The organism is Vibrio sp. YIC-376 (assembly GCF_052353105.1).
Classification (GTDB): domain Bacteria; phylum Pseudomonadota; class Gammaproteobacteria; order Enterobacterales; family Vibrionaceae; genus Vibrio.
Map to the genome: position 1 here is coordinate 172,720 of NZ_JBBWFK010000003.1, position 24,607 is coordinate 197,326.

General features: G+C 44.4%; 21 protein-coding genes. 12 read left to right on the forward strand and 9 right to left on the reverse strand.

The window, feature by feature from the left end; translation table 11 throughout:
* Positions 1-9 precede the first annotated feature (9 nt).
* The gene (locus WJM94_RS07825; protein WP_444493686.1) at positions 10-1,413 is read right to left on the reverse strand and encodes an anion permease; all 1,404 of its coding nucleotides are present in this window, start codon (positions 1,411-1,413) and stop codon (positions 10-12) included.
* A 326-nt stretch (positions 1,414-1,739) separates the two neighbouring features.
* Here WJM94_RS07825 and WJM94_RS07830 point away from each other — a divergent pair, with 326 nt between their 5' ends.
* The 9 genes from WJM94_RS07830 to WJM94_RS07870 all read left to right on the forward strand — a co-directional run bounded on the left by WJM94_RS07830 (position 1,740) and on the right by WJM94_RS07870 (position 10,375).
* On the forward strand, positions 1,740-2,981 hold the full coding sequence (locus WJM94_RS07830) for a 2-hydroxycarboxylate transporter family protein (RefSeq protein WP_444493687.1): 1,242 nt from the start codon (positions 1,740-1,742) through the stop codon (positions 2,979-2,981).
* Positions 2,982-2,992: 11 nt separating this feature from the next.
* Positions 2,993-4,579, forward strand: coding sequence for an oxaloacetate-decarboxylating malate dehydrogenase (maeA, locus tag WJM94_RS07835; protein WP_444493688.1), 1,587 nt, complete (start codon positions 2,993-2,995; stop codon positions 4,577-4,579).
* Positions 4,580-4,663: 84 nt separating this feature from the next.
* Positions 4,664-6,475 (forward strand): fumarate reductase (quinol) flavoprotein subunit, encoded by a 1,812-nt coding sequence (gene frdA / locus WJM94_RS07840; RefSeq protein ID WP_444493689.1) that lies wholly within the window; start codon positions 4,664-4,666, stop codon positions 6,473-6,475.
* Positions 6,466-7,203 (forward strand): succinate dehydrogenase/fumarate reductase iron-sulfur subunit, encoded by a 738-nt coding sequence (locus tag WJM94_RS07845; RefSeq protein ID WP_444493690.1) that lies wholly within the window; start codon positions 6,466-6,468, stop codon positions 7,201-7,203. The genes frdA and WJM94_RS07845 overlap by 10 nt, the downstream gene beginning before the upstream one ends.
* 2 nt (positions 7,204-7,205) lie before the next feature.
* Positions 7,206-7,589 carry a fumarate reductase subunit FrdC gene (frdC, locus tag WJM94_RS07850; protein ID WP_444493691.1) on the forward strand — a complete coding sequence of 128 codons (384 nt, stop codon included), beginning with the start codon at positions 7,206-7,208 and terminating at the stop codon, positions 7,587-7,589.
* A 10-nt stretch (positions 7,590-7,599) separates the two neighbouring features.
* Complete coding sequence (frdD, locus tag WJM94_RS07855) at positions 7,600-7,962, forward strand: fumarate reductase subunit FrdD (RefSeq protein ID WP_444493692.1); 363 nt, start codon at positions 7,600-7,602, stop codon at positions 7,960-7,962.
* Positions 7,963-8,237: 275 nt separating this feature from the next.
* Positions 8,238-8,564 carry a N(4)-acetylcytidine aminohydrolase gene (gene yqfB / locus WJM94_RS07860; protein WP_444493693.1) on the forward strand — a complete coding sequence of 109 codons (327 nt, stop codon included), beginning with the start codon at positions 8,238-8,240 and terminating at the stop codon, positions 8,562-8,564.
* A gap of 33 nt (positions 8,565-8,597) precedes the next feature.
* Positions 8,598-9,197 (forward strand): TetR/AcrR family transcriptional regulator, encoded by a 600-nt coding sequence (locus WJM94_RS07865; protein ID WP_444493694.1) that lies wholly within the window; start codon positions 8,598-8,600, stop codon positions 9,195-9,197.
* Between the two features lie 146 nt (positions 9,198-9,343).
* Entirely contained in the window at positions 9,344-10,375 is a 1,032-nt protein-coding gene (locus WJM94_RS07870) for an NADP-dependent oxidoreductase (protein WP_444493695.1), read from the forward strand.
* A 405-nt stretch (positions 10,376-10,780) separates the two neighbouring features.
* Here WJM94_RS07870 and WJM94_RS07875 read toward each other — a convergent pair whose 3' ends face one another.
* Positions 10,781-11,656, reverse strand: coding sequence for an NAD(P)-dependent oxidoreductase (locus WJM94_RS07875; RefSeq protein ID WP_444493696.1), 876 nt, complete (start codon positions 11,654-11,656; stop codon positions 10,781-10,783).
* 244 nt (positions 11,657-11,900) lie between these two features.
* On the opposite strand from WJM94_RS07875, the gene WJM94_RS07880 reads away from it, so the two are divergent.
* Both WJM94_RS07880 and azu read left to right on the forward strand, forming a co-directional pair.
* Complete coding sequence (locus tag WJM94_RS07880; protein ID WP_444493697.1) at positions 11,901-12,551, forward strand: HAD family hydrolase; 651 nt, start codon at positions 11,901-11,903, stop codon at positions 12,549-12,551.
* 274 nt (positions 12,552-12,825) lie between these two features.
* Complete coding sequence (gene azu, locus WJM94_RS07885; RefSeq protein WP_444493698.1) at positions 12,826-13,278, forward strand: azurin; 453 nt, start codon at positions 12,826-12,828, stop codon at positions 13,276-13,278.
* 204 nt (positions 13,279-13,482) lie between these two features.
* Here the strand turns inward: azu and WJM94_RS07890 are convergent, their stop codons facing one another.
* The 5 genes from WJM94_RS07890 to WJM94_RS07910 form a co-directional block, all read right to left on the reverse strand.
* The gene (locus tag WJM94_RS07890) at positions 13,483-13,833 is read right to left on the reverse strand and encodes an ethanolamine utilization protein EutQ (RefSeq protein ID WP_444493699.1); all 351 of its coding nucleotides are present in this window, start codon (positions 13,831-13,833) and stop codon (positions 13,483-13,485) included.
* On the reverse strand, positions 13,830-15,146 hold the full coding sequence (locus tag WJM94_RS07895; protein WP_444493700.1) for an NAD(P)/FAD-dependent oxidoreductase: 1,317 nt from the start codon (positions 15,144-15,146) through the stop codon (positions 13,830-13,832). Before WJM94_RS07895 ends, WJM94_RS07890 begins: the two co-directional genes overlap by 4 nt.
* A gap of 12 nt (positions 15,147-15,158) precedes the next feature.
* Complete coding sequence (locus WJM94_RS07900) at positions 15,159-16,583, reverse strand: FAD-dependent oxidoreductase (RefSeq protein WP_444493701.1); 1,425 nt, start codon at positions 16,581-16,583, stop codon at positions 15,159-15,161.
* A 156-nt stretch (positions 16,584-16,739) separates the two neighbouring features.
* Complete coding sequence (locus WJM94_RS07905; RefSeq protein ID WP_444493702.1) at positions 16,740-18,164, reverse strand: aldehyde dehydrogenase family protein; 1,425 nt, start codon at positions 18,162-18,164, stop codon at positions 16,740-16,742.
* Between the two features lies 1 nt (position 18,165).
* Positions 18,166-19,353 carry an aromatic ring-hydroxylating oxygenase subunit alpha gene (locus WJM94_RS07910; RefSeq protein ID WP_444493703.1) on the reverse strand — a complete coding sequence of 396 codons (1,188 nt, stop codon included), beginning with the start codon at positions 19,351-19,353 and terminating at the stop codon, positions 18,166-18,168.
* A 319-nt stretch (positions 19,354-19,672) separates the two neighbouring features.
* Between WJM94_RS07910 and WJM94_RS07915 the strand changes: the two genes are divergently transcribed.
* Complete coding sequence (locus tag WJM94_RS07915) at positions 19,673-21,409, forward strand: BCCT family transporter (protein ID WP_444493704.1); 1,737 nt, start codon at positions 19,673-19,675, stop codon at positions 21,407-21,409.
* 55 nt (positions 21,410-21,464) lie between these two features.
* Here WJM94_RS07915 and WJM94_RS07920 read toward each other — a convergent pair whose 3' ends face one another.
* Complete coding sequence (locus WJM94_RS07920; protein ID WP_444493705.1) at positions 21,465-22,415, reverse strand: LysR substrate-binding domain-containing protein; 951 nt, start codon at positions 22,413-22,415, stop codon at positions 21,465-21,467.
* A 255-nt stretch (positions 22,416-22,670) separates the two neighbouring features.
* A complete protein-coding gene (locus WJM94_RS07925) occupies positions 22,671-24,497 on the reverse strand; it encodes an ABC transporter ATP-binding protein (RefSeq protein WP_444493706.1) in 1,827 nt (608 codons plus the stop codon).
* Positions 24,498-24,607 lie beyond the last annotated feature (110 nt).

The following is a 24,607-nucleotide window of genomic DNA, read 5'->3' on the forward strand; positions in this document are numbered from 1 at the left end:
TTGTAATCATTAATATAAGCCGATAATTTTCCACCAGACTCCACCTAAAACAGTCCAGATAAGTATTTGCATCAAACTCATAATAAATCCGATACTCCACCATTTTGGCAACGAAACATGTCCTGAACCGAATAATATAGGTGCTGGTCCGGTTCCGTAATGTGTCGTCCCGCCATATAGGTTAGAGGCGATGCCCAACACCATCGCAGCCAGCATTCCAGGTGCACCTAACTGTACAGCTACTGTCAAGAATACGCTGTAAAGTGCAGCCACTTGGGCAGTGGCTGAAGCAAAGGCGTAGTGGACATAAAAATATGCCAATGTGAGACATAAAAGTGCCACAGGCCATTCAAATGCGGATAGATAAGTGGCAACATTCGCACCAAACCAACTAATCAATCCTAGTTTATTAAGGTAAGTGGCCATCATTACCAACGCCGAAAACCACACCAATGTGTTCCATGCCCCATTCTCATTAATAATATCGTCCCAACTCAGAACTTCCGTCAGCAGTAAGATAACCATGCCTACCAACGCAGCTGTGGTACCAGCAACGCCAATAACTTCACCGCCGATCCAGAGAACAATAAGGAGAATAAAAGTAAATAAAGTGGTCCATTCAGCACGCGACATTTTACCCATTTTAGCTAAAGCTTCTGCTGCTATTACCGATGCCTGAGGTGTAGATGTAATGCTGGGTTTATTTAGCAGATACGCCAGAATTGGCATAAGAACTAATGCGGCCACTCCCGGAACCAATGCAGCCCATGCCCACATACCCCAACTTATGTCAATGCCCATATCAGCAGCCAGTTTGGCCGCTAACGGGTTCGCAGCCATACCTGTCAGGAACATCGCTCCGGTAATCGTCGTGCCGTGAAAAACAGTGGTCATGAGGAAACTACCAAGCTTACCTGAAGTACCCTCTTCTGCTTTCGATCCATAAGCTTCGGAAACTGAATTTGCCAAAGGATATACAATCCCACCAGTACGCGCAGTATTAGAAGGAATTGCCGGAGCTAAAAGAAAATCGGTTATAAGCAGACCATACGACAAAGAGAGTGTTTTTTGCCCAAGTAACTTCATAAAAATATAGCCGATGCGGGAACCCAGACCACTCTTAATAAACGCACGGGAAATAAAAAATGCTAGAACTATCAACCAAATAACGTGATTGGAAAAACCCGTCAATGACTCTGTTATAGACAGAGTATCGGTTAATGCGGTTACTGCTATCCCCATAAATGCCACAGCTCCCATAGGCATAGGCTCCAGAATTAAGCCCAGTACCGTAGCAATAAAGATGGCTAACAAGTGCCAGGCATTTGGATCGACACCTGCCGGAACTGGGCTAAACCAAATCCCTCCCCCTACAAATAAAATAATTAATAGGGACAAAAATTTATTACTCATTCCACTAAAACCTCTCGCAGTTTTTTACAAAAATTTAATACCTCCAGATAGTAATAAATATTTAAATTGCGTTTTCTGACCTGAACACTTATGTAATTTATTTCAGTTTTGTAACTTTTGTTCACGCCATATACCTGTTCAGACCTTAGGTTACAAAAGTTACAAAAGCACTAGTTAGTTACATAAATGGTAAGCGCAAAAATCAAATTTTTATCTCTTGCTAGACTCAACTCGAATTACCCTACAAATCAAAACACATATAAAGGTCGATTATGCTTAGTAACTTAATAACGCGGAGTGACAACAGCGCCGCAAACAACAAAAGGATGATTAATATTCTATTCATTCTTTCCGCTGCTGTAATTTTTCTTGCAACTATTAAAAATATCATGCCATCGGGAATTATTGGTGCCATAGGTATAATGGCAGTTATCGGATATGTTTTAAATCTTATCGGCGATAACACTCCGATTATCAATCAGTTCTTTGGTGGTGGTGCAATTACCATCATTTTTGGCTCATCTTATATTTTCCAAAGCGGATTAATTCCACATGAAGCAACAGAAACCATCACTACGTTCGTAAAAAGCGGTGGTTTTCTTTCATTTTTCATCGCCAGTTTGGTAACAGGATCCATTCTGGGTATGGATACTGATGTACTTAAAAAAGCGGCTCTGAAATACATTCCAGTCATTCTGGCTGGCGTTGCTTGTGCCTTCTTATTCGCAGGAATAGTGGGAGCTGCACTTGGCCATGGCTTTTTTGAGTCGGTTATGTTGATTGCTCTTCCAATCATGGGGGGCGGTATGGGTGCCGGAGCTGTTCCTCTGGTTGAAATCATGTCAGGTAATACTGGGATGAGTGCGGAAATACTGATGTCTAAGATGGTTCCGGCTCTGGCTATTGGTAATGCACTCTCTATTGTTGTTGCCGGGCTTCTGGACAAATTAGGCAAAGTATATCCGTCGCTAACTGGTAACGGCCAGTTGATGCGTAACTCTAAAGCAGTAGCTGATCAAAAAGAAGAATCAATGCCAATAACTATCAATGTTCTTGGGATTGGTGCTCTGATTGCTATTACCATGTTCTTTGTCGGGAACTTGCTGAGCAGCGTGATTAGCATGCATACCTACGCTCTGATGATCCTGTCTGTCGCTTTTGTAAAAGTTATGGGGCTTATCCCTCGTGAATTAGAACAAGCTGCACACGCCTGGTACAAATTCGTTGTCAACAATCTAACTCCGGCATTGCTTGTAGGTATTGGTGTTGCCTATACAGACGTCAACCAGATCATTGCATCTCTTAACCTGGTCTACTTCTTAATGGTATTGGCAACGGTTCTTGGAGCTGTTGTAGGTACCGCCATCGTTGGGCGCCTGATGGGCTTTAATCCAATTGAAGCGTCAATCACTGCCGGTCTGTGCATGGCCAACATGGGTGGAACTGGTGACGTTGCCGTACTAGCTGCCAGTAAACGTATGGAACTCATGCCTTTCGCTCAAATCTCGTCCCGTATCGGTGGGGCGTTTATGTTGATTCTAGCCACACTAATCATTGAAATTCTCTAAGAAGGTACACCATGTCTGACCTACAATTACAAGCCGTCATGCCGAATCAGTTGTCAACCGGAACCCATATACCAACACATTTTGCTAGCCTGGATAATAAAACGACCCAAATCCAGTTTTCTCTTGATGTTGCCGGAAACAATTTGTCTAAATATCTGACGTTAAGACATGTACAGGATCAGGATGAACATCTGTTTTTCCACTATATTCGTAACAATATCAAAGACAGTTTGCCATACATTTACACGCCTTCTGTCGGTGATGCATGCCAGAAATACAGCTATCTGAACATCATGCCCCGGGGCATCTATTTTTCCTATCGATCGATCGAATCCGTAACAGACGTCCTGAAACACATAACAGATGATATCGATATCATCGTAATCACCGATGGCTCCAGAGTTCTGGGTTTAGGCGATCAAGGGATTGGCGGAATGGGTATCTCTGTAGGGAAATTATCCCTTTATACTGCCGTGGGCGGTATTTCCCCAGATAGAACCCTCCCTGTTTGTATTGATGTAGGAACAAACAATCCAGAGCTGAAAAATGACCCTCATTATCTGGGAGACAAAGAAGATCGTATTAATGATCAAGAATTTTATGCCTACCTGGATGAAATTATGCAGGCCTTATCTGAGAAATGGCCAAACGCCATAATACAGTTTGAGGATTTTAGTAATAACCATGCGTATCCCCTACTCGATAAATACCGTGACCAATATCGCTGCTTCAATGATGATATTCAGGGAACTGCGACAGTTAGTTCTGCAACAATAAAACGTGCATTAATGAAATTAGGTAAAAAACCTGAAACATCTCGAGTTTTCATCGTTGGTGCAGGATCGGCAGGCTGTGGTATCGCAGATCTTATCCAGCAAAGTTTTGGGTTCCAAAGTGATTATGGTGTTTATGTCTTTGACCGTGATGGTCTGCTATTTGACGATACCCCGAACTTGTCACCAGCTCAGAAATGGTTGACAAGACCGTCCTCTGAACGACCAAGCCCTAGTGAATCATTATGTCTTCAGGATGCAATTAAGCACTATCAGCCAGATGTACTAGTTGGTGTCACTGGAGTATCAGGTCTGTTTGATGAAAAAATAGTTAAAGCTATGGCTGCCAATACTCAGACTCCAGTAATAATGCCTTTATCAAATCCAACGAGTGCCTGTGAGGTAACACCTCAACAAGTTTATGAATGGTCCAATGGTGATGCATTCGTCGCAACTGGAAGTCCATTCCTGCCAATTAGCTATGAGGGTGAGCGCCACACCATCTCCCAATGCAATAATGTTTATGTTTTTCCTGGCATTGGGCTAGGCGCGAAAGCGGTTAATGCAAAAGTAATCACGAATGGAATGCTCTTAGCCGCCGTTGAAGCCTTGTCTGTCTTTGAGTGTCATCTTTGTTCACAAAATGAAGTCCTGCCTGCCATTGAAAACAGCGTGGAAGTATCGAAAGCCATAGCCATTGCCGTAGCCAAACAAGCGATAGAAGAAGGTGTCTCTGAGTTAACACAACATCCAAATTCTGAAGAGATAACTCAGATGATAACTCAATCTTTTTGGAGTCCCCAAATCAACACTTTTATGGCTTAAAAGAATGTCTGAATAAAGAACCGCTTATTAAACAGTGGTTCTCTATCAAAAATATTTTTATTTGTATTACTTGGGAGAAACAATGTGAAGACTATAACCACAGATATAGCAGTTATTGGTGCCGGAGGTGCTGGACTAAGGACTGCAATCGCTGCGGCAGAGGATAATCCTGAACTGGAAATTGCTCTGATTTCTAAAGTCTACCCTATGCGTTCACATACTGTAGCTGCAGAAGGTGGTTCAGCCGCAGTCATTAAAGATGAAGACACACTGGATAACCACTTTAATGATACGGTTGGGGGTGGAGACTGGCTTTGTGACCAAAACGTTGTCGAATACTTCGTTGAGAATTCAACTCGTGAAATGATCCAGATGGAGCAATGGGGATGTCCATGGAGCCGCAAAGAAAACGGTGAAATAAACGTAAGACGTTTTGGTGGAATGAAAGTTGAACGCACCTGGTTCGCTGCTGATAAAACGGGTTTCCATATGCTGCATACCCTATTCCAAACATCGTTAAAATATGAACAGATCAAACGATTCGACGAGTATTTCGTTGTTGACCTTCTGGTGGATGATGGTGAAGTTCAGGGTTTAGTCGCTATTCATATGTCAGAAGGAGAACTTGTCACCATTAAAGCGAAATCCGTTGTACTCGCCACAGGCGGTGCTGGCCGTGTGTACAACACCAACACTAACGGCGGTATCGTAACCGGTGACGGCATGGCTATGGCTTATCGTCACGGTGTGGCACTACGTGATATGGAATTTGTACAGTATCACCCAACCGGACTACCGGGTACAGGTATCCTGATGACAGAAGGATGTAGAGGTGAAGGCGGGATTATCCTGAACAAAAATGGCTATCGCTACCTTCAGGATTACGGTATGGGTCCGGAAACACCGGTTGGTAATCCTAAGAACAAATACATGGAGTTAGGACCTCGCGACAAGCTATCGCAGGCATTCTGGCACGAACAGCAAAAAGGCAACACCATCAAACATCCTCTGGGTGATGTAGTACACCTTGACCTGACTCATCTGGGGGAAGAATACCTTCAGGAGCGCTTACCGTTCATTTGCGAACTGTCAAAAGCGTACGTAAACGTCGATCCGGCCAAAGAGCCTATCCCAATACGTCCTACTGTCCACTACACCATGGGAGGTATTGAATGTGATCCTAACTGTGAAACCAAAATCAAGGGATTGTTCGCCGTAGGTGAATGTGCTTCATCTGGCTTACATGGGGCTAACCGCCTTGGTTCTAACTCCCTGGCTGAGTTTGTAGTGTTTGGCCGTGTTGCCGGTGAAAATGCAGTAAAACGGGCAGAAGAATTTAAAGGCTGGAATGAAGAATCAATCAACAGCCAGGTAAAAGCGGTTGCAGAACGTATACAAAAACTTCTGACTCAGGAAGGCGATGAAAACTGGTCAACCATACGAACTGAAATGGGTGCAACCATGGAGTCCGGTTGTGGTATTTACCGCCGTCAGGATCTGATAGAAGAAACCATCGCTAAACTTGCAGAGCTTAAAGAGCGCTACAAGAACATTTGTATAAAAGACAAAGGCAAAGTATTCAATACTGACCTGCTTTATGCGATTGAAGTAGGCTACGGTCTGGAAGTCGCTGAAGCAATGGCTCACTCAGCACTCCTTCGCCGGGAATCCCGTGGTGCTCACCAGCGACTGGATGAAGGTTGCACTGAGCGTGACGATAAGAATTATCTGAAACACTCACTCGCGTTCTATCAGCAAGATCTTGCTCCGACCATCGACTATAGCGATGTCATTATTACTAAATCACAGCCAAAAGCCCGCTTGTATGGTGCTGCTGCAGAAGAGTCAGCCGCAAATGAAGCGCAGACAACACAGGAGCTAAAAAAATGTCTATAAGAGTTCAAAAAGTCGACATTCTGCGCTACGACCCTAAGATAAGTGCAGAACCTTATAAGCAGACATTTGAGGTTCCGGCCGATGACACATCATCTGTCCTTGATGCTCTTATGTACATTAAAGATCACCTGGATAAAGATCTTTCTTTCCGCTGGTCCTGCCGGATGGCCATTTGCGGCTCCTGCGGCATGATGATCAACAACTATCCGAAACTAGCATGTAAGACATTCCTACGTGACTATCCGGACGGACTTTTGATCGAACCTCTAGCCAATTTCCCGATAGAGAAAGACCTGATTGTCGACATGACGCCGTTTGTCGAACGTCTGGAAGCGCTTAAGCCATATATAATCGGAAATGACCGCAAACCCGAAGACGGACCGAACAATCAGACACCTGAACAGATGGCTAAGTACAAACAGTTTGCGGCCTGTATTAACTGTGGTCTTTGCTACGCGGCTTGCCCGCAATTTGGTCTGAACCCCGAGTTCCTTGGCCCAGCAGCAATTACCCTTGCTCACCGCTATAACCTGGATAGTCGTGATAATGGTAAAAGTGAACGAATGAAACTGCTTAATGGCGAAAAAGGTGTCTGGGGCTGTACTTTTGTAGGCTTCTGCTCTGAAGTTTGCCCTAAGAATGTCGATCCTGCTGCAGCTGTTAATCAGGGAAAAATCGAGTCTTCTAAAGATTTTATGATTGCAATGTTAAAACCACAGGAGGCTTAAAGATGAGTAATCGTAAACCATACGTTCGTCCAATGAACGCAACATGGTGGAATAAGAGTAGCTACTATCGCATGTATATGTTGAGAGAGGCCACTGTTTTACCGTTAATATTCTTCTCTCTTTTTCTCCTCATTGGTCTTGGAACACTGGCCAAAGGACCTGAAAGCTGGCAAAGCTGGCTAAGTTTTATGACTAACCCTGTTGTCGTAATAATTAATATTATCGCTCTGTTGGGAAGCCTTTTTCATGCACAAACATTCTTCAGCATGATGCCTCAGGTGATGCCGATTCGTTTTAAAGGCAAGCTTATTGACAAGAAAACGATTGTTTTTGCTCAGTGGGGTGCTGTTGCCGTGATTTCCCTTTTTGTTCTCATAATCGTATAAGGAGTTACTTGTGGTTAATAAAAATCCAACACGTTCAGACGAACCGGTATGGTGGGGACTATTTGGGGCCGGTGGAACGTGGTTTGCTATGATAACCCCTGTCACCATTCTGATTATGGGGATTCTGGTCCCATTTGGAATAATTTCCTCTGAAAATATGTCTTATGAAAAGGCATCAGAATTTGCTACCAGCGTTATCGGGTCCCTTTTTATCGTTGGCACTCTTTCCCTTCCAATGTGGCACGCGATGCACCGAATCCATCATGGTATGCATGACCTAAAAATCCATGTCGGACTTTTTGGAAAAGTACTTTGTTATGCTATAGCGCTTGCTATTACGATTTTGGCAATTGTTCTGGTAATTAGCATTTAACGCCATATTAAGCCTTGCTATAATCAACAAACCAAGAGAAGCTTTCTCTCTTCTTAGCCCGTATCATAAATACGGGCTTTATTGCTTTTAGGTTGGGACAAATAACTAACGATCTCAAAGTTGCATGCGATATGACAACAGAAATCAAATTCTAAGACAGACATAGTTCGTATAAGAAAGTCATTCTGTAAATGATCCCCCTGCTCGCGAACCAAACATCTCAAGGTTATTTGAGGTTATAATCAAATCCCATAACCTTGATAAACGAGTTCACCATGTCATCCCATCCAACAACGATCACTTTCTTTGAATTTCTGACTCCGTTGATTACATCGGGTAAAAAGACCATCACGATTCGAGATGAATCAGAAAGTCATTACGTACCCAATACCGAAGTAGAGGTGTTTACCTTAGAAACGAATCGTAAAGTCTGCGATATCAAAATCCTGTCCGTAGAACCACTGAGTTTCGATGACATCAATGAGTTTCATGCGGAACAAGAAGCCATTGAACTGCCGAAATTAAAGCAACTGATCCGCGAAATTTATCCAGACACGGACACCCTTTTTGTTATCGAATATGAACTGATCAAAAACAACTAGACGACTGGTCTAATTTAAAATAAAGTACGCTTCATGAACGCAAAGACTAACGACACACGCCAACATATTCTAGACGTCGGATACGAGCTTATCGTAACCCGAGGGTTTACCAGTGTTGGACTTTCAGAGCTCCTAAAAACGGCAGCGGTGCCGAAAGGCTCGTTTTATCATTACTTCAAATCCAAAGAGCAGTTTGGTGAAGCCTTGATCCAGGATTACTTTCATAAGTATTTTGATGGATTGAATAAACGCTTTGCGAATAAAGAGCTGAATGGCTACCAACGACTGATGAGCTACTTTGAAGAGTTAGTGAAAGTAGATCAAAATGTGTGTAATGCGAACAAATGTCTGTTAGTGAAACTTAGTGCTGAAGTCTCTGATCTTTCCGAGCCGATGCGTATTGCACTGCGTCGTGGAGCAGATAAAACCATTCAAGCCATCGCGGAATGCATTGAGATTGGAATCCAGGACGGTTCTATTGCAGATGGGAATAGCGCTTTATTGGCAAGGCAACTCTACTATCTTTGGAATGGCGCAAGTTTACTTAACAAACTGTATCAAGATCAGGCAGCGCTAACAGAGAGCCTGACCTATACTCAACATATCTTGAAAAATACACGTAATTTGTCTTAAGTGAACGTAAAAACAGCAAGATAGTTACCCTACAAGTGTCCGATTAAGAATCACTTCTTTTGTGACACAAAAATCCTTCCCGCCCTGAAAGCGGGATATTTTGAAATAAAAACTAGACGACCGGTCTAATTTAAGTGAGAAATAACATGACAAACGCTTTCAACCGTAGAATCGTACTTGCATCACGTCCACACGGTGCACCAAAAACCGAAAACTTTCGTCTGGAAGAAGTAACAAAACCAGTCCCACAAGATGGTGAAATGTTGTTAAGAGCAGTTTACTTATCACTAGACCCTTATATGCGCGGTCGTATGAGTGATGCGGAATCTTACGCAGAACCAGTTGCGATTGACGACGTAATGGTTGCTGGTACCGTATCTCAGGTAGAAGTTTCTAATCACCCAGATTATGAAGTTGGTGAGTGGGTGCTTGCTTACACTGGCTGGCAAGACTACGCAATTTCAACCGGCGAAATGGTCATTAAACTGGGTAAAAATCCACAAAACCCTTCGTACGCATTAGGCGTATCAGGTATGCCAGGCTTCACGGCATACATGGGATTGCTTGATATCGGCCAGCCAAAACCAGGTGAGACTATCGTCGTTGCTTCAGCTACTGGACCAGTGGGTTCGACGGTTGGTCAAATTGGTAAGCTTAAAGGCTGTCGCGTTGTCGGTATTGCAGGTGGTGCAGAGAAGTGTCGCTACGCAAAAGAAGTACTTGGCTTCGATGAGTGTATTGATCATAAAGCCGATGATTTCGCGCAACAATTGAAAAATGCATGTGACAAAGGCATTGACGTCTACTTCGAAAACGTAGGCGGCAAGGTATTCGATGCGGTACTCCCGCTGCTTAACACAAGCGCGCGTATTCCTGTATGTGGTTTGATTTCTCAATACAATGCGACAGAGCTTCCACAGGGTACAGACCACCTGCCACTACTGATGGTTAAAATTCTGACTAAGAGAATCAAAGTACAAGGTTTCATCATTTTTGATGACTACGGACACCGTTACGATGAATTTGCGCAAGACATGAACCAGTGGTTGGCGGAAGGAAAGATCCAATACCGTGAACAACTCGTTCAGGGACTAGAGAACGCACCAGAGGCGTTTATGGGTCTACTAGAAGGCAAAAACTTCGGCAAACTTGTTGTACAGGTAAACGACCCTCTATAACGCAAACATACATTCCTTAAATTAGATAAGCCCTTTGGTATAACAAAATACCAGAGGGCTTGTTTATTTATTTCAATAAAATTGAAGTGCTTAAAAGGACGAAAAATCAACAAGTTTTACGTAGTACTTTTCTGATTTCATCTAGTTCTGGAGCATAGTCACCGACTATCAATTCAATAAGTACAATCAGCTTTCCACCGAATTCTATCCGTAATAATCTTCCCTACAGACCCTGTTGGTTTAAGGTTGCAGAAAAAGAGAACTGTAAGGCAGAAATGCAAACCTCCCCCTAGGTTAAGACAAATAAAAAGAGGCACATTACGCACCTCTTATTTAGAAGGAAATAGGTATGATTAGCTTCGACTTTTTTAAACTATTCGATACTCAAGAATTGTTTATCTACTACTAACTTTTGGCTACTGCTTTAATTAATACTGAGGTATCCATACGACCTAAACCTTCACGTTGTAGGTCCGCATATTGCTCATCAACCATTTTGGTTAAAGGAAGCTCTAGTCCAACACGCTTTGCTTCATCCAGGCAGAAACCAAGGTCTTTGCGCATCCAGTCAATCGCAAAACCGAAATCGAATTTGTCTTGCGCCATGGTCGTGGCACGATTTTCCATTTGCCATGACCCGGCGGCACCATGCTTTAATGTTTCGACAACTTGTTCAATATCCAGACCAGATTTTTGAGCAAGTAGCAATGCCTCACTCAGACCTTGTAAAACACCCGCAATACAAATTTGGTTTACCATTTTACAACGTTGGCCCTGGCCATTCTCACCCAGCAAGGTGATTTGTTTGGCGTACACGTCCATGACAGGAGCAACCAACTTGAACACTTCAGGCTCGCCGCCACACATGATGGTGAGCACACCATTTTCCGCGCCCGCCTGACCTCCAGAAACCGGAGCATCAATAAAGTGGTTTCCAACCTTGCTACATGCATCTGCCAGTTCAACAGCCAGATCTGCAGAAGTCGTAGTGTGATCGACTAAAACCGCGCCTGGTTTCAGTCCAACAAGGATTCCTTCTTCGCCATAAACAACACCGCGGACATCATCATCATTGCCTACACAGGTGAAAACAATATCGCATCCTTCAGCGGCTTCAAATGGAGTGTCACATGCGACGCCTTTATATTCTTGTGCCCATTTATCCGCTTTTGCTTTAGTACGGTTGTATACTTTCGTTTCAAAGCCTGCTTGACTTAAATAGCCTGCCATTGGGTAACCCATTACACCCAAACCGATAAATGCCACGCGTAGTTTTTCCATTGCTTGCTTCCCTAATCAACTGAGCTGAGATGTTTTGTAACATGCTACTAAAGAATTGATATCATTACTCGCAATTTATCCCTCAAATAACTTCTCGATGGCTAAATGGTTCAGACTGTCTTGGTTATTTCAACAAATCACATCCGAGGCGCGAGTACTCCTATATTATGCTCAGTGATTTTCCCGAGAAAAAAAATGCGACTTGTGTCAAAATACACCTTCCATTCAACAACCCTGTAAAGTAATGAATTACCAAGCTGCTATTTTCGACATGGACGGTTTACTTCTGGATACCGAACGCGTTTGTATGCGTGTATTCCAGGAAGCCTGTGAAGTACAAGAGCTTCCGTTTTATAAAGAGGTTTATCTGTCAATCATTGGACGCAATGCGGCGGGTATCGAGACTATTTTTCGCAAAGCTTATGGAAATGATCTGGATCGCTTACATCAAGAGTGGCGTACTCGCTACAACGCAGTAGTTAAGCATCAGGCCATTCCAGTAAAAGACGGGGTTGTCGAGCTATTAGAGTGGATGAAAGAGCAAAACTTACCCACCGCTGTAGCGACATCAACAGCGAAAGACGTGGCGAAGATTAAGCTCGAATTAGCAGGGTTAAGTAAGTACTTCGATAATCTCACTACCGGCTGCGAAGTGAACAATGGTAAACCCGACCCTGAAATCTACCTGCTCGCAGCAAACCGTTTAAATGTTGATCCGACAAAATGCTTAGCTTTTGAAGATTCAAATAATGGCGTAAAGGCTGCAGTCGCTGCTCAGATGTCGACTTATCAAATTCCGGATTTGGTTGAACCATGTGAAGAAGTGCGCCAATTTGGTCATTCAATTGTGCCATCGCTACACGATGTACTAAGAGAACTAAAACTCTCGCGTTAACACGCTACCCTATTGCAATAAGCTCAGCCTCTGGTTGAGCTTTTTCATTTTTAGCCTAATACCCAATCGCCTGCTATTTTTTATCTGTCTCTTCTTTTGTGCATCTACCACGCACAGCTTCGTGTGATCAATAAGAGAGATGAACTAGTATAAGTTTGCAACAAAGTGTCAACGTACCGCTCACAGCACAGTTTTGCAGTAGTAACTCGTTGATAATGAGAACTATTGGTTCAGCGAAACCAGTCAGCCAAAAATATAAAATGGAGAGTGTTATATGTCTTTACGTTTATTAGCAGCAACCTTTGCACTTGTTGGTCTAAGCTTTGGCGCACAAGCCAGTGCCGAGTGTGAAGTGTCATTGGATGCTAACGATATGATGCAGTATTCTACGAAAACTCTGAGTGTTCCAGCAACATGTAGCGAAGTAACGTTGACGTTGAACCACACCGGTAAAATGCCTGCTCAGTCTATGGGTCACAACGTAGTGATTGCGGATACAGCCAACATCCAAGCAGTTGGGACTGATGGGATGTCTGCCGGAGCAGAAAATAACTACGTAAAACCAGAAGATGACCGAGTGTATGCACATACTGACGTCGTTGGTGGTGGAGAAAGTACCACTATTACCTTCAGTACAGAAAAAATGACAGCAGGCGGTGACTACTCATTCTTCTGCTCGTTCCCAGGTCATTGGGCTATCATGCAAGGTAAGTTTGAGTTCAAATAACAATCTCGGTCTATCTAAAAACGAGCGACATAAAGGAAGTTTAGGCTTCCTTTTTTAATTGAAACTCTTTCTGTTAGTAACCTTAAGCATAAAAGCCATACCAAGAAACCTCAGTATGGCTTGTATTCTTTATCGCTTAATGCATTATTAAACATGATAAAACGTAGGTTTTTTCATTACCTACAATCCACTCAATATAAGAGCTCAGTCAATGCCGTGCAGTTCTTTCCAATTCCCCGGATGAACTACATAACCAAATAATGCGTGTCCGCCATATACCAGCTCTGTACCTTCTGGAATCCACAGCATCTGTCCAGGGTGAACAAAATGGGTTTCTCCATTCGCGGTCAGTTCAAAACACCCTTCGATGACGAAAAGTACTTCATCGTAAAGTACCGTCCACGCAACCTCTGCGCCTTCCCACTTGGCAAAGCCAACACCGATATTAGGTGAAATTTCTGGACTAAGCGCTCGAGCTACGTAAGCCATACCCGGAGTATCACCACGTACGCTAAAGTCGAGCTTTTTGCTATCAACGAGTTTTACTTGCTTCATAATTCACTCCGGCTTTGCCATTTGGCTAATTGAATACGGCTTCTCACGCCCATCCCTAAGAACGGCTCTGGAGGATTCAAGCTAGGCATACCTGTTACCTGTCGTATGTCATCCAACGATTTGGAGGTTGCCCCTACCACATAATCCGCGAGCAACGTGCCGGAAACGGTTCCCCATGCAGCTCCAACGCCGTTATCGCAAGCACTGGCGTAAACACCTTTGTCTAGTTGACCAAAGAAGTTAGTGAAGTTGCGAGAGATGGCATATACACCGCCCCATGTGTGAGTAAAAGGCACGTCAGCAAGTTCTGGATAGCGGGCTAAGAACACCTGACGATGATCTTCTTGAATTTTCTGCCTCATTTTGTCACTGACACTCGAGCCGTACTTAGGTACGTGCTTATAGGTATTGCGAATCAGTATCCGGCGATCAGCTGTCATACGAAGCGTCGTTCCAGCATGGTCAGCGGGGGTCAGCCCCCAATTCAACTCACCACCATAACGCTGCATTTCGGCATCCGTCAGCGGGCGCGTCCAACTAGCGAACGTCATTACAGGAAGCAGTCTATTTTTCAGGTAACCAAACTCCCGAGTAAAAATACTGGTTCCAAGCAGCAATTCTGGCGTGCGGACTGAGCCAGCATCGCCATGCAAAACCCAATTACCATTCTCTTTACTCAGGCGACGAATTGGAGAATTTTCTAGTACTTCTACGTTATCAGGTAAGCTGTCACCCAAACCACGAACTAATGCTGCAGGCTGCATTAAATAGCCACCAGGTGTGTAGATTGCTCGGCTGTAGTGATTCGTACCCAAGACTTTTGAAAGTTCAGCTCGACCCACATGGAAATACGGTTCACCAAGGTCTTTCATCAAGTGCTCGAAGTGATCGAGATAAGCCTCACCTCTTTCCCCAACCGCTCCTTGATACTTGCCTTTTGCAGACCACTGGCAATCAATATTGTATTTGCTTATCAAAGTATCTAACTGACCGATCGCAGAACGGTTTAACGCCAGTAACTTCTGCTTGTGAGCAGGATCCGGATGCTCGAGAGAAAACTTGTGCGGCAGGTCGATCACAAAGCCAGAATTTCTTCCGGATGCCCCCTGACCAATGCGCTGAGCATCAATCAAGATAATTCGTGCATCGGGCTCATGCTCTGCTAAACGTCTCGCCATCGCAAGACCCGCAAATCCAGCGCCTAACACCGCGTAATCTGTGTTCACTTGCCCCTTCAACGAAGGCTTTTCTGGAGTTTTAGTTAACGCATGATACCAGCCACATGTTGCATCATCGTTTGGTAAATGAATCATTGTCTGCCTCCGTTACGCCGCAGATTGTTTTAGTGATAATTGTTCGAGCCATGGCAAGCGCAAGGACTGGACTTTTCTACCTAATAGTGCGAATCCAATCATTGAACCCTCCAACGAGTAATACGCAGCGGTTAATTCCTCACCCTGCTTTTCTATGTACCACTGTCCTTGTGCATTGGGTGCGACAGGGAAAATTGTCAGCGGGAGAATTGGTGTTTTCACAATCACTGGCGTCGAAGTTAAAGTAATAGGCGTCAGCTCACCTAATAAGCTCTTCGCCAGAGACGGGATCATTTGGTTGATAGGTGCAATATATGGCTGCCAACCTTGTTCGGTTTCAACACAATCCCCTAACGAGTAAATGTTTTCATCACTTGTCTGGGCAAATTGGTTTACTTTGATACCACGGCCAATATCTAGGCCTGCTTGCTCAGCCAGAGAAACATTAGGTTTGAGTCCGACTGCACTGAGAACCAAATCAGCTGCAATCTTTTTCCCGCTAGTCAGGTGGAGTTGAGCACTAGAGTCAGTCATTGGTTCAATCTTCGCAATGCTGTCTTGCAGCAACCATTGTACGCCACGTTCGCTTAGTGCATTTTGTAGTGATTCGCCCAACTGCTGCGGGATCATGCGCTCCATTGGCCACTGCCCAAGACCAATGACACTGACTTCAAAACCACTTTCAATCAGGTCGTTAGCAAACTCGCAGCCAATTAAGCCATCGCCTAGAATAGCGATGCGCTTTTTACCTTGCAGTTGAGATCTAAAGTGACGGTAATCGACCAGGTCATTAACGCTAACCACGAACGAACGATCACCTTCAATTGGAATTTCGATTGGTGATGCTCCCGTTGCTAACACCAGGCGGCTATAACGGTACTGCCCAATCGATGTGTGTAATGTTGAGTTCGTGCGATCAATATGCTCTACACGAGTATGTGCGTAAACTCGGATGTTTAAACGACGCTCCCACTCCAACGCGCTTTCCGTTTGTAGTGCATCGCCATTTTTTCCCATTGCCAGAGCGTTCGAAAGCGCTGGTTTACTGTACAGAGCACCATCGTCACAGGTAAAGACAGTGATTGGAACATTGGCAGACTGAGCACGAAGCGCTGAAGCCAACTGATAACCACTATGTCCACTGCCAATAATGACAATAGGATCAGTTGAAAATATAGGCTGGCTAACTGAAGGAGGAAGTGGTTGATCCAATGTCGATGAATCCATATCCGTCAAAACAGGCGCAACAGCCTCTTCTTCAATGTCATCACCCGTGATTTCAATCATTTCGAAATCCGCTTTTCCAACCAAGCAATCTGGGCATAACCAATCATCTGGCACATCTTCCCATGCCGTCCCTGGTGCAATCCCATCAGATGGCCAACCTTGAGCTTCATCATAGATTAAGCCGCAAATAATACAGAGCCACTTTTTCATCACTTTTTCTCCAACTACCTTGTTCCAATTTCCCGTGCAGATTCACGACTTGCTCTTAGAAATGTGAAAGTTTCATCGCACTCACACCACCTTGTAGTCTGAAATCCAAGAAGGCGTGAGGCGAAGAAATTTGTTACACGGTGGCTAAACGTTGCTCTATTGCTGCAAACGGATAGCAATGTTGCGCGTGTGGACATAGCTATAAATCGCTTCTTGTCCTTTTTCTCGTCCAAAGCCGGACAGCCCAACACCACCAAATGGGGTTTCGATACCACCAGCAAACCACTCATTAATGAACACTTGTCCACCACGTAGCTGTTGAGCAACGCGTAAGGTTTGGTTCATGCTCTCACCAAATACACCGGCAACTAAGCCAAACTCTGTACCATTGGCAATCGCCACGGCTTCTTGTTCGGTTTCAAATGGCATAATGACGAGTACAGGACCAAACACTTCTTCCTGCGCGATACGCATGTCTGGGGTAGCTTCAATGACTGTCGGTGCTACAAAGTAGCCAGACAAATCCGGTGCATAACCACCAGTGAGGATGTTCGCTCCTTCTGCTCGGGCTTGCTCTATCATTTCAAGCACTCGTGCTTGCTGCTCAGCAGAAATCAACGGTGTGATATCTGGCTGGCTTTCGCCCTGACCAATTGAAAGGCCTTCCGCCATTGAGACCACAGCAGCCTTTACTTCTTCGTAGCGGTCTTTTTGAACCAGTAAGCGAGACATAGCAGAACAAACCTGACCTGCATTAAAGAAGATCCCAACTTGGACGCTTTTCAGTAGTGGGTCCAGATTTAAGTCTTTAAGCGCGATAGCGGCAGATTTACCACCCAGTTCCATTACCGATGGTGTTGCCCTGTGTGCCGAATCTTTTAGGATGCGCTGACCTGTTGATACCGAACCAGTAAAGACGATTTGGTCGACTTCCTGATGCTGCACCAAATGACTGCCAACCACTGAGCCCTTACCACAAAGCAAGTTGATAGCACCTTTCGGAAAGCCTGCTTTTTCAATTGCTTTAATCAGTAAGGTCATTGCCAGTGGTGAAATCTCTGGCGATTTAATCACTACAGCGTTACCTGCTGCTAACGCTGGCGCGAGTGAGCGTGCGCAAATTGATACAGGGAAGTTCCAAGGAACAATCTGTACTGATATGCCAAACGGTACATACTGAGTGAAGTCGACATAATCTTTCCCCAATGGGATTGAAGTGCCTTCCAGTTTGTCCGCCATGCCGGCGTAGTATTCGAAGTAACGTGCCGATTCGATAAACTCATCTTTCGCGTTTTGTAATGACTTGCCATTTTCACGACACGCCACTAGTCCGCCTTCATCGACCATTTCACGAATAGCCGCAGCTGCTTTTAGCATCCACTCGGTTCTTACTGCTGGACGAACATCTGACAGGAGCCCTTGATTCACGACTCGACGGGCCGCTGCCATTGCACGATCTGCGTCAGCAATGCTTGCTTCAGCTATCGTTGCGTACGACTCGGCTGTACCTGGGTTGATGACCGTGAGTGACTGCTCTGAATCACACCACTCACCATCAATGTAATTGAGGTAATGAGTCATATTACTGCTCCATTGCCGACTTAACTTGTTTTGCTAACCACATTTGGAAGAAGTGGGTTGGGACATCCATTTCCGGAGAGAACACGCCACCAGCAAAGCCAGGTGAATGACGACCTTTCTGCATGCCTTCGACAGCACTGATGTCCTCGCCAAATACCACACGCCATGATTCAACAGTGGCAGTACGACAAGCTGCAAATTCGTCTTTCGTTGCATCGTCGCCGACATAGAAAACACGTAGGTGTTCAATGCTCTTCTCAGCACTAATCGGTTCAATCATCATCGCGAACGCGTGGTCAGCCTGAATTCCAAGTAACACGTTCGGGAACAGTGCTACGTACTCAGCGTGGCGTAGCTTATCTTCTGGCCAGCTTGGGAACTTTGGCAGATGCGTGCCAGCAGTGTCAGACAGGTTGTAAGCAAGACTCCCTTGACCTGCAAATCGCTCTTCAAACATGATGTTGTAGTGATCTTCCAGACGGGAGTAGCTGTTCAGGCTCGGGTGAACCCAAGGTAAATGGTAGGCTTCACAGTAGTTTTCTACTGCCAGCTTCCAGTTACTGTTTACTTCAATCTCCAGATTGCCGCCCATGTTCACACGACGTAGAAGACTAATACCATCTTCGCCTAAAAATGGCTTCCAACGTTCCTCTAACGGAGCAATATGTTCTTCAAAACTTGGCGCATCACCTGAAAGGTTAACGAACACCATATCCATCCAAATAGCTGAACGCAGTGGCTTCAATCCATGCTTTTCGCATTTAAAGCGGTCATCTTTGTGCTTCGCGATACCACCGATATGCGGCGTACCTTTCAGGTTACCGTCAAGATCGTAAGTCCATGAGTGGTAAGGACAACGAACCATGCCCTGCACTTCACCAGCTTCATGCACCAGTTTCATGCCGCGGTGACTACACACATTATGGAAGACCTGAACTTCGCCCTGACGATTTCTCATCATTAATAGCGGTAGGTTCATAAAGTCGATAGGCATCACATAACCGTCTTTAAGAAGGTCAGAGGCAAAACCAATACATACCCATGTGTTACCAAATACCTCATCACGTTCAAACGTAAAGTAGTCTGCATTTGTGTAGGCTTCGTTTGGCATCCCAGTCGCTTCACTGATTGGGTTAAGAACCTTATCAACGAGTTCAACAGGAATAAGGGTTTGGTTGACATTGCTCATATTCTTATCTCCGAAAGTCGAGTTGCATCCTGTGCGGACAACATCGTGTTTTATTAATGGCGTCGATTCTGATTAACAAACCAGCAACAAACAAACGACTTTTTTGGAGGGTGCGGATGAGTTTTTGTCATTCATGCATTGATCTAGAACAAATGCACGACTTAAAAAATTACAAAAATATTAATAGCATGACTAAATCTCATTAATTGATGAGTATTAATCAGTTGAAACAACGCATAGCACTCTCTAACCTCCCTAAAAATTAACAATAAGACAACAAGCAATAACACTGAATACAAAAACACTGTGAGGGATGCCTATGAGAGCAACATCAGGAATACTAAAAGGACTTAATCCGACTGTAACGATCGCATCTAAGATCATCGTTATCGGTTTTGTACTGTTCTGCGCCATTCTAGCCAACCAAGCGGGCCAATATTTCGAAACTGTTTCCGGTATTCTGCTGCAGAATATGAAGTGGTTTTATATCGGACTCGTTTCTTTGGTTGTCGGTTTTCTTCTCTATTTGATGATTAGCCGCTACGGACACATTCGTTTAAGTAAGGATGACGAAAAGCCGGAGTTCAGTTACCTATCATGGATATCCATGCTGTTTTCTGGCGGTATGGGGATTGGTTTGATCTTCTGGTCCGTCGCTGAACCAATGTGGCACTACGCTGACAACCCGTTCACGCAAGGTTTAACGAATGAGGCTGCAACGACAGCAATGCAACTGACTTTCTTCCATTGGGGACTGCACCCTTGGTCAGTTTTCATTATTGTTGCGCTTGCTCTAGCCTACTTTTCGTACCGTAAAGATCTTCCATTTACCCTGCGATCTATTCTGTATCCCCTTATTGGCAATCGTATTTATGGACCCATCGGTCATACTGTCGATATTCTCACTGTTGCGGTAACCGCCTTTGGTATATCCCAGACACTTGGGATGGGTGTAATTCAGATTAACTCTGGGCTGAATCAAACATTTGGCTTAAACATCAGCTTGGGAACACAGCTAGTCATTATCGTTTCTTTGTGTACTTGCGCTGTTGCATCTGTTCTATCTGGGGTAGATAAAGGGATTCGTCGCCTTTCAGAGTGGAATATGCTGTTATCACTTATGCTAGTTCTTGTCGTACTTTACATTGGACCAACACGCTATATTCTGAATACGCTTCTTGAGAGCACTGGACTATATGCACAAAACATAATTGGTATGAGCCTATGGAGTGACGCACAAAAAGACTCGGGTTGGCAAAACTGGTGGACAGCATACTACTGGCCATGGTGGATGACGTGGGCACCATTTGTTGGCATGTTCATCGCGCGAATTTCAAAAGGTCGTACGATTCGCGAACTGATAGGTGGCGCTTTAATAGTACCAACACTGATCACTTTCCTATGGATGTCGGTTTTCGGCGGAACCGCGCTTAAAGTTGAGCAAGATGCTCGCGTTGCGTATGAAACTCAAGTGGTTGCCGCTCAGGAAGCAGGCCAAACGCCACCACCAGCATTTACCGGAGGGGCTATTCTGGAAGCGACCAAAGCAGATACGACTCGTGCATTATTTACATTATTCAATCATATAGAGACTGGTCTGTTCGGCAAAATGCTAAGCGTATTGGCGTGTTTACTGCTAGGCACCTACTTCATTACATCAGCGGATTCGGGAACCTTAGTTCTCTGCACGTTAGATGCTGCAGGTGACAGTGAGCCTCCAAAATCCATTCGGGTACTTTGGGGGATCATGATCGCGGCAATCGCTGGTGTGTTGTTGTATGCGGGTGGTCTAAAGGCGATGCAAACCGCTTCAATCATTGCAGGCTTCCCAATCGCGATCTTTATTGCTGTAATGAGTTTGACCTTATTCCATAGCATTCGACGTGAACCAAAACCTTGGGCTATGTTGCCAGAGCACGTTCACCCCGACCAAGAGAAGCTCGATGGTCCTGTAGAACCGCTCGTCGAAAGCAAGTCCATAGTTGCGCAACCTATAACAGCTGAATCCAAGGTCGAGCAAAGTTCGACGCTCGATCAGAAACCGGCGTTAACGTAGTGAAAATAAAGTAAAAACGAAAAAGCGGGAGTTTTTAACTCCCGCTTTTTTGTGTCTACTCATCAGAGGATTCGACCATTTCAGCTAAACCACGATCACCGACTTCATCGGGTAATTGTTGCAATAACCATTCACGGAAGCGTTTTACACTTGCTGGGATAATTCCTCTCCCCTTAGGCTCCAACATGCAAAATTTCGATGGCGTGGATAACACATGCTCGACTGGCCGAACCAAAGCACCACTTTGTAGATAATCATCAACCAACGAGCCCCAAGCTAACGCAATGCCTTGACCATTAATCGCAGCTTGTAACAACATCGGATAGTTGTTTATGTTCATACGATTACGCGGCACGATATTAGGCAAATCAACACTAGCAAACCACTCTTCCCAGTTTATCCAATCCCGTTGTGACTCTTCCAGATAGAGAAGTGTCTTGTTAAAAATCTCTTCAATTTGGGTTGGGTTGCCAATTCTTTCTAAATAGAGTGGACTGCAGACAGGAAAAACTTCCTCTGAAAAGAGGGTCGTCACTTCCATTTCAGCAGGCGGTGTCCGGCAATAAAACAGTGCGATGTCACAATCCAAACGTCTTAAATCAAGCACGTTGTCAGACGCCAGAATGCGGATATCAATATCATCATGTTTATTTTGAAACTCGGCCACTTTAGGCAGTAGCCACAAGGCAGCCATCGCGTTGGTTGTGGCGACGGTAATTTTTTGCTCTCCTTGCCACTTTTTCACTTCTCCGGTGATTTGAGCAATATCGAGCAAAGACTTGCTTATCGACTGGTAATACTGCAGACCTGTTGGCGTTAGGTTGATGCTACGATTTGCGCGCGTAAACAGTTCCTTACCTAAGTAGTCTTCTAACTGTCTAATTTGACGGCTGATTGCACCCTGGGTTACGTTGAGCTCATCAGCCGCGAGCGTAAAGCTCAAATGCCGAGCCGACGATTCAAACGCAACGAGGCTGTTTAAAGGCGGTAGGGGTTTGATTTTCATGTTTCTTCCAATATGGCAACATTGTAATTATTGTTATTCCCGGCAATCTTGTGTCGCGCGTGGTTGACTGCCATTGTGGCTCCCCCCTGAAAAACGACAATTTATTATTAATAAAAAAGAGAGGTGAATCATAAATTGCTGCACATGGGAGAAATATAGGTTGCCAATTTGCTTTCATTCAATATGTAAAAAGGGGAGCTTTCGCTCCCCCTTATAAAACCGCCACAATGGTTATGACTTATAAAGCACCTAATTCTATTCGGACAAAAAGCCGCCGGTCTGATGCTTCCATAACTGCGCATAAATACCGTTCAGTTTCAGAAGTTCCTGATGAGAGCCCTGCTCGATGACTTGACCATCATCCATCACGATCAAACGATCCATCGCTGCGATAGTCGACAGTCGGTGAGCAATTGCGATCACGGTCTTTCCTTCCATCAGTATTTCAAGGTTTTCCTGAATGGCTGATTCCACTTCAGAATCCAACGCTGACGTCGCTTCATCCATTATCAAAATAGGCGCATTTTTAAGTAGAACACGGGCGATAGCAACACGTTGGCGTTGACCACCAGACAGTTTCACACCACGCTCACCCACTTCTACATCGTAACCAACATTACCTTGCTCGTCTTTCAGCGTTTGAATAAATTCATGCGCATGCGCTTTCTCAGCGGCTGCAATCACATCCTCCATAGAGGCATCTGGATCGCCATACAAAATGTTTTCCTTGATAGAACGATGCAGCAATGAAGTGTCCTGAGTGATCATACCGATATGTTGACGTAATGACTCTTGTTCTACTTGAGATATATCCTGATCATCAATGGAGATTTTACCTGAGTTCACGTCATAGAAACGCAGCAACAAGTTCACCAATGTTGACTTACCCGCACCTGAACGACCAACAATGCCAACTTTCTCACCCGGCTTAATCGTCAGGTTTAGATTTTCAAATACCGCTTTTTCTTCACTGTAATTGAAGCCCACCTGATCAAAGCAGATTGCACCCTGTTTGATTTGCAATGGTTTAGCGTTAGGGACATCTTTTACTTCTACATCGTTAGAAACAGTACTGATACCATCAACAACCGTACCAATGTTTTCAAACAACGCACTCACTTCCCACATGATCCACTTCGACATGCCTTGAACACGCAGCGCAATACTGATCGCAATAGCAATTGCACCAATCGTAACCGCAGAGCCCAGCCACAAATAAACGGAAATCACACCGATAGAAAGTAGCAATAGGTAGTTAATGGCATCCACACTAAACAACAAGTAAGTCACCATACGCATTTGGCGGTAAACGGTGACCAAAAACTGCTTCATGCTGCTTTCTGCATATTCAAGTTCACGTTGTGAATGGGCAAACAGCTTTACTGTAGAGATGTTCGTGTAAGAGTCGACAATACGTCCGGTCATGACTGAGCGCGCATCTGCTTGTTCGGTCGCGACTCGCTTCATTTTTGGAATAAAGTAAAGCTGAATTAGCACGTACAGAGCCAACCAAATAACGATAGGCAGCATTAATAAGCCGTCAGCCTCACCCATCATCCATATCATCGAAAGAAAATAGACGCTGATGTAGACCAAAACGTCCAATAGCTTCATCACGGTTTCTCGCACCGCCAATGCACTTTGCATTACTTTCGTAGCAACACGTCCGGCAAAGTCTCGCTGAAAAAATCCCACCGCTTGTTTAAGTAAGTAACGATGAATCAGCCAGCGAATCGACATCGGGTAGTTACCCAGTAATGTCTGATGCATAACCATAGAATGGATAAAGCCAAGTACAGGCATTACAACCACAACCAGAAACAGCATCATCATCATTTGATCGCCCTGATCTTGCCAGAAAGTCGCGCGTTCTTGATTAGACAAGATGTCAACCAGCTCACCCATGTATCTCAACAAAGTCACTTCAGTGATTGCAATTAACGCACTAAATACCGCCATAACAATAAGCGGCACTTCAAACCCGCGAGTGTAAAAGCGGCAAAACCCAAATAGCGTCTTTGGCGGTTTTTCCGTTTCGTGTTGGGGAAAAGGTTGGGTTAGTTTTTCAAACCAATTAAACATAACAATTACTTTGGCTACATCGATAAATTTGCTGACGTTTTACTATCTTTTGATGCAAAAGTCAGTAAAATGCACAAACAAAAGTTCAAATGATAATAATTACGATTTAG